Source organism: Phenylobacterium sp. VNQ135 (genome assembly GCF_049445735.1).
Lineage (GTDB): Bacteria > Pseudomonadota > Alphaproteobacteria > Caulobacterales > Caulobacteraceae > Phenylobacterium.
The window spans coordinates 1,118,423-1,130,913 of the sequence record NZ_JBMSDS010000001.1 but is presented as its reverse complement, the minus strand read 5'-3'; the positions used below and the strand labels follow the sequence as shown (position 1 = coordinate 1,130,913).

At 69.2% G+C, this 12,491-nt stretch carries 11 protein-coding genes; 4 read left to right on the top strand and 7 right to left on the bottom strand.

Going from position 1 to position 12,491, the window contains the following annotated elements; translation table 11 throughout:
• Positions 1-309 precede the first annotated feature (309 nt).
• Positions 310-726: a hypothetical protein gene (locus ACO2Q0_RS05645; RefSeq protein WP_423350502.1), complete on the bottom strand. Its 417-nt coding sequence runs from the start codon at positions 724-726 to the stop codon at positions 310-312.
• Between the two features lie 84 nt (positions 727-810).
• Between ACO2Q0_RS05645 and ACO2Q0_RS05640 the strand changes: the two genes are divergently transcribed.
• Positions 811-1,134, top strand: coding sequence for a hypothetical protein (locus ACO2Q0_RS05640; protein WP_423350501.1), 324 nt, complete (start codon positions 811-813; stop codon positions 1,132-1,134).
• A 27-nt stretch (positions 1,135-1,161) separates the two neighbouring features.
• On the opposite strand, the gene ACO2Q0_RS05635 is transcribed toward ACO2Q0_RS05640, so the two are convergent.
• The 5 genes from ACO2Q0_RS05635 to ACO2Q0_RS05615 form a co-directional block, all read right to left on the bottom strand.
• Positions 1,162-3,177, bottom strand: coding sequence for a PAS domain S-box protein (locus ACO2Q0_RS05635; RefSeq protein WP_423350500.1), 2,016 nt, complete (start codon positions 3,175-3,177; stop codon positions 1,162-1,164).
• Positions 3,178-3,271: 94 nt separating this feature from the next.
• Positions 3,272-4,849: an alkyl hydroperoxide reductase subunit F gene (ahpF, locus tag ACO2Q0_RS05630; protein WP_423350499.1), complete on the bottom strand. Its 1,578-nt coding sequence runs from the start codon at positions 4,847-4,849 to the stop codon at positions 3,272-3,274.
• 100 nt (positions 4,850-4,949) lie between these two features.
• A complete protein-coding gene (gene ahpC / locus ACO2Q0_RS05625; RefSeq protein WP_423350498.1) occupies positions 4,950-5,513 on the bottom strand; it encodes an alkyl hydroperoxide reductase subunit C in 564 nt (187 codons plus the stop codon).
• A 163-nt stretch (positions 5,514-5,676) separates the two neighbouring features.
• A complete protein-coding gene (locus tag ACO2Q0_RS05620; protein ID WP_423350497.1) occupies positions 5,677-6,222 on the bottom strand; it encodes a GNAT family N-acetyltransferase in 546 nt (181 codons plus the stop codon).
• Positions 6,219-8,303: a S9 family peptidase gene (locus ACO2Q0_RS05615; RefSeq protein ID WP_423350496.1), complete on the bottom strand. Its 2,085-nt coding sequence runs from the start codon at positions 8,301-8,303 to the stop codon at positions 6,219-6,221. The genes ACO2Q0_RS05620 and ACO2Q0_RS05615 overlap by 4 nt, the downstream gene beginning before the upstream one ends.
• A 192-nt stretch (positions 8,304-8,495) precedes the next feature.
• Between ACO2Q0_RS05615 and ACO2Q0_RS05610 the strand changes: the two genes are divergently transcribed.
• On the top strand, positions 8,496-9,164 hold the full coding sequence (locus ACO2Q0_RS05610) for a lysozyme inhibitor LprI family protein (protein WP_423350495.1): 669 nt from the start codon (positions 8,496-8,498) through the stop codon (positions 9,162-9,164).
• Positions 9,165-9,303: 139 nt separating this feature from the next.
• Positions 9,304-10,128, top strand: coding sequence for a trypsin-like serine peptidase (locus tag ACO2Q0_RS05605; protein WP_423350494.1), 825 nt, complete (start codon positions 9,304-9,306; stop codon positions 10,126-10,128).
• A gap of 3 nt (positions 10,129-10,131) precedes the next feature.
• Here the strand turns inward: ACO2Q0_RS05605 and ACO2Q0_RS05600 are convergent, their stop codons facing one another.
• The gene (locus tag ACO2Q0_RS05600) at positions 10,132-10,581 is read right to left on the bottom strand and encodes a MaoC family dehydratase (RefSeq protein ID WP_423350493.1); all 450 of its coding nucleotides are present in this window, start codon (positions 10,579-10,581) and stop codon (positions 10,132-10,134) included.
• Positions 10,582-10,752: 171 nt separating this feature from the next.
• On the opposite strand from ACO2Q0_RS05600, the gene ACO2Q0_RS05595 reads away from it, so the two are divergent.
• Positions 10,753-12,489, top strand: a complete 1,737-nt coding sequence (locus ACO2Q0_RS05595; RefSeq protein ID WP_423350492.1) for an ATP-binding protein — start codon at positions 10,753-10,755, stop codon at positions 12,487-12,489.
• The last annotated feature ends 2 nt before the right edge of the window (positions 12,490-12,491 follow it).

Sequence of the window (12,491 nt, the reverse complement as noted above, 5' to 3'; positions counted from 1 at the left end):
GCAGCTCACCCGGCGGCGACGCGCTGCGCTAGCTGATGGCTACGCGCCTCGCCGCCAGCCCAGGACAACCAACAGAGGGGTCAATTTTGGACGCCGATAGGGGGTCAATTTTCAACGCCGTTTGACAATCCGGGGAAGCAACGCCGAAGCAGGATAGGGGGTCAAGCGGCCCATTGCACGCCAGTGCAAACTGGTACAAGAAGATGGTGCAAAAGGTCACCGACCTTGAGTTTCGGCTGCTGAAAAACTTAGAGAAATCGGCTTCTGTCCGTTTCCTAGTTCCCCAGCCACTTCTCCCCACCAGAGACATCAGGACGACTTGCGGCGACGGCCCCCGGTCTTGGGCTCCGCTCTGGCCTTGCCTGGCCCGCGTCTCCGGCTCAGCAGCACCGCCGCGGCGATGAGGCCGAGGCCGGCCGCCAGCAGGGTCGCATGCCCGCCGGGGCCCGCCACCCGGAAGCGGTGGATCTGGCCCGCGGCCGAGCCCCACCAAGAGGCCGTCTCCTTGTGATAGCCGCGCCGGGCGAAGACCGACGCCGCCGCCCGGGCCACGTCCGCCGCCTCCGCCGCGCTGCGCCGCGACGCCAGCACCGTCACCTCGGGCCGCTCCACTGACGGATCCTGATCCAGCCGCCACGTCTCCTGGCGGACGCTGAACACCCGGCCGAGCCCCTGGCGGGGGCGCTTTGCGACCCCTGTTCGGCCGCCGGCAGATCTTTTCGTCATCGAATCGCGACTCCCCGCCGCAGCCAACGCGCGAGGGGTCGATTCGGCTCGACGCGGGCTCCGCCAGCGCCTAACCGCCGCCCCATGAAGCCGTTCCTGGACCTGACGGGCGCCTCGGGCGCCGCCTACCGCTTCCGCCTCCTTCCGGCCGGACAGAGGCACGTTCCTATCGCCGGCAACTACGCGCTCGTGCGTCCGCGGGGCGAGGGCGTCAGGGTCGTGGCCGTCGCGGCGACCGACGACCTGTCACGCGCCGCCGAGGAGCTGTCGCCTCAGGCCCGCCGCGGGGTCCACATCTACACCCGCCTCAACGTCGCCCGCGCCACCCGCGAGGCCGAGCACGCCGACCTCGCGGCCCGCTACGCCCCCGAGGACGCCGAGCCCGACCTCAGCGAGACCGCGGACTGACGCCGGCGGCGCCTGCCGCTTCGTGGGCTAGCAAGACCCCTGCAGCGCCTCGGAAGACTCGGACCCGTCCGCCGGCCTCATCCTCATCGCCCGCCGCAGAACGCGCGTGAGATCGTCGATCGAGTAGGGCTTCTGCAGCAGCTCGAACCCGTGACGGCCCTCCTGGGCGAGCACATGGCTATAGCCGCTCGTAAGGATGACCGGCAGGTCGGGCTCTCGTCGAGCGATCTCGCGCCCAAGCTCGATCCCGTTCATCCCCGGCATGACGACATCCGAAAACACGGCCGCGAAGCGACCCTTGTCCTCTTCAAGCAGGCGGAGCGCCGCGGCGGCGTTCGCCGCCCAGGTCGTTTCGAACCCCAGTTCGGAGAGCAACTGGCTGGAGAAGGCGCCCACCTGTTCGTTGTCTTCGACGACGAGGATGTGCCCCGGGGCGATCGCGCCTTCGGCCTCTTCCTCGCGCGGCTGGTTGGCCTCCGGGGCGGCTGCGACGCGCGGCAGGTACAGGCGGAAGGTTGCGCCTGCGCCCAGCTCGCTCTCGACGGAGACTTCCCCGCCGGACTGCTTGGCGAACCCATAGACCTGCGACAGGCCCAGACCGGTTCCCTTGCCGATCTCCTTGGTCGTGAAGAAGGGCTCGAAGATCTGCGCCAGCTGATCGGCCGCGATGCCCGCGCCCGTGTCGCTGACGGTGATCTCCACGAAGTCGCCATGCGCAGCGCCATGCCCGCGGACGCGCGGAACCGCGGTCGCCGGCGACACTGAGATCGTCAACTCGCCCGCGCCGTTCATGGCGTCGCGCGCGTTCACCGCCATGTTGACGATGGCCGTGTCGAACTGGGTCGGGTCAGCCTCCACGTAGCAGACCTCGCAGTCGGTCCGCGTGGTGAGGACGATGCGCGACCCCACCACGGTCGACAGCATCTCCCGGATCGCCTCGATGCGCTCGCCGACGCTGAACACGGTCGGACGGAGGGCCTGGCGGCGGGAGAAGGCCAGCAGCTGGCTGGTCAGCGTCGCCGCTCGGTCGGCGGTTTCTGAGATGGCCTGGACGTAGCGGGCCCGGCGGTCGTCCGACAGCTCGGGGCGGCGCAGCATCTCCGCGGCCCCGCGGATCACCGTCAGAAGGTTGTTGAAGTCGTGGGCGACGCCCCCGGTGAGCTGGCCGATCGCCTCGAGCTTCTGGCTCTGGCGCAGCGCTTCCTCGGTCTGCATGCGGCCGGCGACCTCGTCCAGAACGCGACGCTCGAGGGTGTCGTTGAGGCGCCGCAGCTCCGCCTCGGCTTCCTTGCGCTCGGTAATGTCGAGCACGAACTCGACCACCTCGTCGGGGCTGACACGTCGCGGCGCGAAGAGGCCCCACCAGCGGCGGCCGTCCTTGCCGTAGTACTGCTTCTCGTAGGGGATCGCTTCGCCGACCGTGTTGACCTGTTCGACGGCTCGCTCGCTCTCGGACCAGAACTCCGGCGGCGTGAGCTCCTGCCAGGTCTTGCCGATGGCCTCCTCGCGGGAGAAGCCCGTCATGCGCAGAAAGGCGTCGTTCACCTGGGTGAGGCCGAAGTTCGCGCCCCAGTAGATGATCCCCACCGTCTTGATCGCCAGAGCGCCCTGCAAACGCCGCTCGGCCAGGTGGCGCTCCGTGACGTCGCTGCCGTCGACGAACACCCCGGCGATGGCGCCGCTCTCGTCTTTGATCGGTTGCAGGACCACGTCCACGATCCGCTCGCCGCCGGGCAGGTCGGGCGTCTTCGCGGTGGGCATCCGCGCGGTCGGGAAGTGGCTGGTCTCGCCTGAGCGGTAGGCCCGGTCGAGCGCCTGAACGGTCAGCTCGGCAAGCTCGGGCGGCAGGGCCTCGCGCGCGGTGAGGCCGGCGAGGTCCTCGCGGCCCAGGAGGCGTCGGAAAGCGCGGTTCGCGAGCACGATGCGGTGGCTCGGCTCTCTCATCAGGGCCATGAAGGAGGGGGCCTGCTCGAACATCTCGGCCAGGCGCTGCCGTTCATCGTCTTGCAGCGGGTGCGTCTCGGAAGCGGGGATGTCGTCCATTCTGCGGCAGAACGCGTCTGGACCGAGTTGGCGCCGCAGCATCGTTGCTTTGGGTTGGGGCCAGCCGCCGCGCCGGCTCCCAACCCTCGGCCGACTAGGCCGCCTGCGCGGTGTCGGCCGGCAGGCGGATCAGGTAGTCGAAGGCCGACAGGGCGGCCTTGGAGCCTTCGCCCATGGCGATGACGATCTGCTTGTAGGGCGTGGTCGTCGCATCGCCCGCGGCGAACACGCCGGGGACCGAGGTCGCACCGCGGAAGTCCGTCTCGATCTCGCCGCGGTTTGTCAGCGCGACCGAGTCCTTCAGCCACTCGGTGTTGGGCACGAGGCCGATCTGCACGAACACGCCTTCGAGGTCGACATTGTGCGTCTCGTCCGAGTTGCGGTCCTTGTAGACGAGCCCCGTCACCTTCTGGCCGTCGCCCTTCACCTCGGTGGTCAGCGCCGAGGTGACGATGCGCACGTTCGGCAGGCTGGCCAGCTTGCGCTGCAGCACCGCGTCGGCCCGGAGTTGGCTGTCGAACTCGATCAGCGTGACGTGGGCCACGATGCCGGCCAGGTCGATGGCGGCTTCCACGCCCGAGTTGCCGCCGCCGATCACCGCCACGCGCTTGCCCTTGAACAGGGGCCCGTCGCAGTGGGGGCAGTAGGCTACGCCCTTGTTGCGGTACTCGTCCTCGCCCGGCACGTTCATCTGCCGCCAGCGGGCGCCGGTGGCCAGGATGACGGTCTTCGACTTCAGGCTGGCGCCGCTCTCCAGTTCGACGGTGATCGGGCCGCCTTCCTCGGCGGCCGGGATCAGCTTCGCCGCCCGCTGGAGGTTCATCACGTCGACCTCATAGTCCTTGACGTGCTGCTCGAGGCCCGAGGCCAGCTTGGGGCCCTCGGTGTGCGGCACGGAGATGAAGTTCTCGATGGCCAGGGTGTCCAGCACCTGGCCGCCGAAGCGTTCCGCCACGAGGCCGGTGCGGATGCCCTTGCGCGCCGCATAGATCGCCGCCGCGGCGCCGGCCGGGCCGCCGCCGACCACCAGCACGTCGAAGGCGTCCTTGCCCTTGATCTTCTCGGCCGCGCGGGCGCTCGCGCCCACGTCGATCTTGGCCAGGATCTGCTCCAGCTCCATGCGCCCTTGGGCGAAGGGCTCGCCGTTCAGCAGCACGGTGGGCACGGCCATGACCTGGCGCCGCTCGACTTCGTCCTGGAACAGGGCGCCGTCGATCGACACCGCCTTGATGCGCGGGTTCAGCACGCTCATCAGGTTCAGCGCCTGCACCACGTCGGGGCAGTTCTGGCACGAGAGCGAGAAGTAGGTTTCGAACAGGAAGTCGCCGTCCAGCGCCTTCACCTGCTCGATGATTTCGGGCTCCACCTTCGGCGGATGGCCGCCGACCCACAGCAGGGTCAGCACCAGCGAGGTGAACTCGTGGCCCAGCGGGATGCCGGCGAAGCGGACCGAGATGTCCGTGCCGGGGCGGGTGATCGCGAACGACGGCTTGCGGGCGTCGTCGCCGGCCTGGCTGACGGTCACCTTGGCCGAGGCCTCGGCGATCTCGTTCAGCAGCTCGGCGAGCTCCCGCGACTTGGCGCCGTCGTCCAGCGAGGCGACCAGCTCGACGGGCTCGCGCAGGTTCTCGAGATAGGCCTTCAGTTGGGTCTTCAGGGCAGCATCGAGCATACGCAAAACTCCGGCGTCGAGGTTCGAGCGAATTGGGCGGGGGGAGGAGACCGGCGCCGCCCGCGGTCGGACGGCGCCGGCTCTTCAAGAGCAGTCGGGCTTAGATCTTGCCGACGAGGTCGAGCGACGGGGCGAGCGTCTTCTCACCCTCTTCCCACTTCGCCGGGCAGACTTCGCCGGGGTGGTTGCGGACGTACTGCGCGGCCTTGACCTTGCGCAGCAGCTCGGCGGCGTTGCGGCCGATGCCTTCGGCGGTCACCTCGGTGAACTGGATGACGCCGTCCGGGTCGACCAGGAAGGTGCCGCGGTCGGCCAGGCCCTGGCCTTCACGCATGACGCCGAAGTTGTTGGTCACCACGCCCGACGGGTCGCCGATCATGAAGTACTTGATCTTGCCGATGGCGGGCGAGGTGTCGGCCCAGGCCTTGTGCGAGAAGTGCGTGTCGGTCGACACCGAATAGACCTCGACGCCCAGCTTCTGGAACTCGGCGTAGGTGTCGGCCAGGTCTTCCAGCTCCGTCGGGCAGACGAAGGTGAAGTCCGCGGGATAGAAGAAGACGATCGACCACTTGCCCTTCAGGTCGGCGTCGCTGACGGCGACGAACTTCCCGTCCTTGTAGGCCTGGGCGGTGAACGGCTTCACCTCGGTGTTGATCAGAGACATGGCTGCTCCCAATGAAGTCCCGGTGGATTAGAGCCCTTGAGGTAGTCGCTCGGAGCGCAAAAGAAAAATTGATTTTATCAACGCGAGCCGATTGGAATTTTCTATGTTCCAGCCGGCGCCGCGTCCTCGCCGCTTCAACCGGCCGCCGCAGGCGTACGTTCCGTCAGGCGTCGCCCAGGCGGATGCCCGGACCCTCGGGCGGGCTCGCGTCGCCGCCGTTCAGCGACTTCTGCATCCAGACGATGTCCACCCAGCGGCCGTGCTTGAAGCCCAGCGACCGGCCGACGCCGGCGTCCTCGAAGCCCAGGGCCCGGTGCAGGCCGATCGAGCCCGCATTGCCGCTGTCGCCGATCACCGCCACCACCTGGCGCAGGCCCATGGCCTCGCACTGCTCCAGCACCGCCGACAGCACCGCCCGTCCCACGCCGCGCCCCTGGGCGTCGGGCGCGACATAGACGCTGTCCTCCACCGTGAACCGGTAGCCGGGCCGCGGCCGGAAGGGACCCGCGTAGGCGTAGCCCGCCACCCGCCCGTCCAGCTCGGCCACGAGGAAGGGCAGGCCATAGCCCTGGATGTCGAGGCGCTTGGCCTCCATCCAGGCGAGGCCTGGCGGCTTCAGCTCGAAGCTGCCGAAGCCGTGCAGGACATGGTGGTCGTAGATCGCCGCCAGGGCTTCGGTGTCGCGCGCCTCGGCGGGGCGGATGATCATCCTTGCTTCCAGCTTCCCTCGATCGCCCAGATGGCGAAGGCATAATCCAACGCGATTTCCTTCAGGAAATCGAAACGGCCGGAAGCCCCGCCGTGGCCGGCTTCCATGTTGATCTTGAGCAGGATCGGGGCGGCGCCTGTCGAATGATCGCGCAGCTTGGCCACCCACTTCGCCGGCTCCCAGTAGGTGACGCGCGGGTCCGACAGGCCGCCAGTGGCCAGGACCGGCGGATAGGCCTGGGCTTTCACCTGGTCATAGGGGCTGTAGCTCGCGATCAGGTCATAGGCGGCGGCGTCCTCGATGGGATTGCCCCACTCGGGCCACTCCGGCGGCGTCAGCGGCAGCGAGGTGTCGCTCATGGTGTTCAGCACGTCCACGAACGGCACCGCCGCGATGATCGCGCCCCAGAGGTCGGGGCGCAGGTTCGCCACCGCCCCCATCAGCATGCCGCCGGCCGAGCCGCCGTAGGCGGCGATCTTGCCCGGCCTGGCATAGCCCTCGGCGATCAGGTGCTCGGCGCAGGCGATGAAGTCGGTGAAGGTGTTGGGCTTCTTCTCCTTGCGGCCGTCCAGGAACCAGCCCCAGCCCTTGTCCGAACCGCCGCGGATGTGGGCGGTGGCCCAGATCCAGCCCCGGTCCACCAGGCTGAGGTTGCGGATCGAGAAGCTGGGCTCCATGGCGTGGCCGTAAGAGCCGTAGCCGTACAGCAGCACCGGCGCCGTGCCGTCCATCGCCACGTCCTTGCGCATCAGGAGCGTGATCGGCACCTGCTCGCCGTCGGCGGCGGTCGCCTGCAGGCGCCGGGCGACGTACAGCGCCGGGTCGTGGCCGGACGGCACCTCCTGGGTCTTGCGCAGCGTGCGCTCCCGCGTGGCCATGTCGTAGTCGAACCACTGCCGGGGCGTCGTCGGCGACTGGTAGACGAAGCGGGTGAGGGTGGTTCCGTATTCGAACCCGGTCTCGAGGTTCAGCGCATAGGCCTCCTCGTCGAAGTCCACCACGTGCTCGCCGCCGTCCCGGTCCATGACCAGCAGCCGGTCCAGGGCGTTCACCCGCTCGGCTCGCACCAGATGCCCGGCGTAGGCCGCGAAGCCGGTGATGTAGCGCCCGGGCGCATGGGCCACCCAGTCGCGCCAGGTCTCCTTCGCCGGCACGTCCGCCTCCGAGACGCACAGCTTGAAGTCCACCGCGCCGTCGTCGTTGGTGCGGATCACCCAGCGGTCGGTCCAGTGGTCCAGGCCGTACTTCACGCCCACCCGGCGCGGCTCGGCGACGACGGGCTGCGCCGTCGGATCGGCCGCCGGGATCAGCCACAGCTCGGTGGTCTCCTGGTTGCCGACGTGGATCAGGATGTGGCTGTCGTCCGACGTGACGCCCACGCCCAGGAACATGCCGTCGTCGTGCTCCTCATAGACCAGCACGTCGTCGCCCCCGCGCGCAGGCCGGCGGAAGACCTTCGACGGCCGGGCGTTCTCGTCCCGCCAGATCCAGAAGATCCACTGGCTGTCCGGCGAGAACGTGAAGTCGCCATAGGCGCTCTCGATGGGCGCGCCCACCTCCTCGCCGCTGGCGAGGTCCTTCACGCGGATCTGATAGTATTCGGACCCCTGCTCGTCCGCCGCCCAGGCGAACAGCGCATGGTCGGGGCTGTGGCTGGCCGCGCCGACCTGGAAGAAGGCCTTGCCCGCCGCCAGCTTCGTCTCGTCGATCAGCACTTCTTCCGCGCCGCCGCCCTTCGGCTTGCGTGCATGGATCGGGTGCTCGGCGCCCACGTCGTAGCGGACGTAGTACGCCCACGGGCCGTCGGGCGCGGGGACCGAGCTGTCGTCCTCCTTGATGCGGCCCTTCATCTCGGCGAACAGCTTGGCCTGCAGCTCTTCCGTGCCCGCGAGAACCGCCTTGGTGTAGGCGTTCTCGGCCTCCAGATGCTCGCGCACGTCGGCCCTCAGCGCCTTCGGGTCGCGCAGCACCTGCTGCCAGTTGTCGTCCTTCATCCAGGCATAGTCGTCGGTGCGCGTGCGCCCGAGCTGTTCGATCGTGGTCGGGCGCTTCGGCGCGGCGGGCGGCGTGGGGAGGCTCATGCCCGCTAGATGCGCCGCCCTGGCTGGTCGCTCAAGGTCGCTCGCGTTGACACGGCCGGTCCGCTCATGGGTTCTTGCGATGCTCGTGGTTCGCCGGGTGGTGGTCGAGGAAGCCTGATGTCTTCATCGTGGCGTGGGCGCGTCTTGCCCCATTTGGCTCGCGGCCTGGCCTGCGCCTTGTTTGCGACCCTGATGGTCGGTGCGACCGACGCGCGGGCCGCCAGCTTCGACTGCAAGAAGGCCGCGACGCCGGTCGAGAAGCTCATCTGCGGGAGCATCACGCTGGAGATGCTGGACCTGCAGCTGAAGGGCGCGTTCGACGGCGCGCTGGACCGTTCGAACAAGCCGGACGCCGTGAGGGCCGAGCAGGCGCGGTGGCTGAGAGGGCGAGACATCTGCCGAGATGAGGCCTGCCTCGAAGCCGCCTACCGCGAACGGATCGAGGCCTTGATGTCGATCTCGGACAAGCCGCCCGAGTGTGACGGCGAGACGACCCTCGGGATGAACCAGTGTGGCGCCATCTATGCCGACCGCGCGACCCGAGAGCTGGAACGGTACCTGGCCGCCGCCCGCGCGCGCCTGGTGAACGACGCGAACGACACCACCGCCGACGAGGGGGCGCGGGCCGCGCTGCAAGGGTTTGATGAGGCGCAGAAGCGTTGGCTCCTCTATCGCGAGGCCGAGTGCGGCGCGGTCTTCGACTGGTGGAGAACCGGCACGATCCGCACCTGGATGAGCCTGTCCTGTACAACGGAGATGACGAAGGCCCGGACTCGGCAGGTCTGGTCGAACTGGCTTGGGTTCGCGGACAATACGCCGCCGCTGCTGCCCGAGCCTCGGCCGGAGCGCCGTACGGACTAAGGCCACGTCGCGTCGTTCTGGCGCGGGCGTTCACGCGCATGTTCGCTTGTTGTCGGTTCCTGACTCTGATTCACTGATCCCACATCGAGATCGCGCAGAAGACGCGAGGGGCTTCTAGTATTCGGGGACCGCCATGGTCATGGATCTTGCGGTTGAGCTGATCCACGCCACTGTTCAGCTCGAACAGCCGCTGGGCGACGGCACGCGCACCGTCGGCACGGGATTCCTCATCTCGGCGCCGTCGGCCAACGGCCAGCCGCGGACGATCCTCGTCACGGCCAACCACGTGCTCGAGAAGATGCCGAGCGCCAACGCGCGCATCGGCTACCGCATCGCCAACGCCGACGGCTCCTGGAGCTACTCGCCCCAGCAGCTGAAGATCCGCGACGGCAAGGGCGGCGAGCTCTGGACGCACCATCCGACCCGCGACGTCGCCGTGATGGAGATCAAGGCCCCGGCCGAGTTCGCCAAGGCGGCGATCCCGCTCAACTACCTGGCCGCCGACGACACCTTCACCAGCTACAACGTCACCGCCGGCGACGAGATGATGGCGCTGGGCTTCCCGCGCGGCCTGTCGGCCAACCAGGCCGGCTTCCCGATCCTTCGGTCGGGCCGCATCGCGTCCTATCCGGTCGCCCCGGCCAAGCAGTTCCCGACCTTCCTGCTCGACTTCTCGGTGTTCCCCGGCAACTCGGGCGGCCCGGTGTTCGTCAGCCAGGCGCACAAGGGCGTCGGCGTCACCAAGGTCGCGGACAAGGAAGACGGCGGCTTCATCGCGGGCCTTCTCACCCAGCAGGTGGAGCTGAACTCCGAGCGGCTGGAGATCGGCATCGTCACCCACGCCAAGTACGTCCGCGAGACCATCGGCCTGCTGCAGAACCCGCTCGCGCCATCGACCGTGGCCGATGGGGGAACCCTGGTGGGCGCCCGCGCCGCCTCCGCCGAGGAAGCGGCGCGGAACTAGTCCCTACGCGCCGTAGACGACGCTGATCGTCTCGGCGACGCAGGCCGGGCGGTCCTGGCCCTCGATCTCGATCGTGCACTCGTTCTTGAGCTGCATGCCGCCCGACTTCGGCTCGGCGCCGATCAGCTTCTGGCGCAGCCGCACCCGCGAGCCGACGCGCACCATGTTGGTGAAGCGCACCTTGTCCGAGCCGTAGTTGATGCCCCGCGTCACGCCCTTGATCGGCAGCAGGCCGGCCGACAGGAAAGGGATCAGCGACAGCGTCAGGTAGCCGTGGGCGATCGGCCCGCCGATTTCCTTGGTGGCCCGCTCGACGTCCACGTGGATCCACTGGTGGTCGCCGGTCGCCTCGGCGAACTGGTTCACGCGCTCCTGGCTGATCTCCAGCCAGTCCGAGACGCCCACCTCCTGGCCGACCAGGCCGGGCAGATCCTTGATCTCGACAGGGTTCATTCGCGGTCGCTCCTCGCTTGTTCGCGACCAGCGTCTAGCATCTGCCGGCCCCGCCGCAAGGCGCCCGTGAGGTCAACCGCAGCGGGTCGCAAATCCTTAAGGCCCCTCAGGGGATAGTCGGCTTGGAGGCTCCGTCCCTGTACGGACGGACCAAGTGAACGCGAGTCGAAGATGCTGTCCGGTCGCCGCCGGGAAGCCACGCTTCCTTCGTCCTACCTCGCGCAGGCCTATGCTCCGGTGGTGAGCGGGGCGCTGCTGACGGGCGGCGTCTACTATGCCCTGATCTCCATCGCCCATTCGGTTCTCGAGCGCGGCGTGGGCCTCGCCATCCTGCTGCCGCTCGCGGCGACCACCTCGGCGATGCTGCTCCTGGGCGGCCTGCGCCTGCGCCGCGCGCCCGCCGGCATGCTGCGGCTGGAGCTGATGGCGCTCGGCGCCTTCTTCCTGGTCAACGCCAACGTGGTCGTCCACCAGTTCGTCGTCTTCCACGAGCGGCGGCTGATCTACTTCACCTTCGTCGCCCTGATCTCGGCGGCCGCGGCGCCCACGTGGCGCGTGGCCTATGCCGCCGTGGGCCTGGCCATGGCCGGGCTGACGCTGACCGGCTGGCGATTGGGCGCGGAGCTCTTCGGCGGGTACGCCTTCATGGGTCTCGCCGCCGGCTTCTCGGCGCTGGGCGTCTCGGCTCTGCTGCGCGGCGCCGTCTCCCGCGCGATCCAGGCGCGGCTGGCGTCCGAGCGGATGTCGGTGGAGGCGGTGGCCGCCAACCGGGCCAAGTCCGCCTTCCTCGCCACCATGAGCCACGAGATCCGCACGCCCCTGAACGGCGTCCTGGGCATGGTGCAGGTCATGGAGCGCGGCCGCCTGGCCAAGGCCCAGCGCGAGCACCTGGCGGTCATCCGCCAGTCCGCCGGCGCCCTGATGCAGGTGCTGAACGACGTCCTCGACATCTCCAAGATCGAGGTCGGAAAGCTGGAGCTCCAGCCCCAGCCGTTCGACCTGGAGGCCTTCGCCGAGGGGATCGGCCGCCTCTACGCCGTGCTCGCCGAAGAGCGTGGGCTGGGCTTCCGTCTGGAGGTCGAGGATGCGGGCGAGGGGGCCTGTCTCGGCGACGAGGCGCGGCTTCGCCAGGTCGTCTCGAACCTGCTGTCCAACGCCCTGAAGTTCACCCCGGCGGGCGAGGTGGCGGTCCGCTTCCGGGCTGACGGCCGCGGCCTCACCTGCACCGTCCGCGACACCGGCATCGGCGTCTCCGTGCAGGACCAGGCGGTCATCTTCGACAAGTTCACTCAGGTCGACGACGGCGCCGCCCGCAGCTTCGAGGGCACCGGCCTGGGCCTGGCCATCTGCCGCGACCTGGTGCAGCTCATGGGCGGCGAGATCTCGGTCAGCTCGGCGCCCGGCGTCGGCTCCATCTTCACCGTGCATGTCCCGCTCGCGCGCACCGGCGAGATCGTCGCCGCCCCGCCCTCCACGCCCGAGCCGGCCTCCTTCGCCGAGCGTGCGCCCCGCATCCTGGTGGTCGACGACAAGCCGGCCAACCAGCTCGTGCTGCGCATCATGCTGGAGGAGCTCGGCTGCGAATGCGGCTTCGCAGCCGACGGGGCCGAGGGCGTGGCCGCCTGGGCCGCGGGAGCCTGGGACGCGGTCCTGATGGATGTCCACATGCCCCACATGGACGGCCTCGAAGCCACCCGCGCCATCCGCGCCCGCGAGCACGCCGAGGGGCGAGCGCGCACGCCCATCGTCGCCGTCACCGCCAGCGTGCTGGCTCACGAGGCGCAGGCCTATCGGGCGGCCGGCTTCGACGACGTCGTGCCCAAGCCCATCGAGCTGGCGGTCCTGGTGGAGCGGCTCGACATCCTGCTGTCTGCCCCGCCACAAGCGGCTGAGCAGCGCCGGGCCTGAAC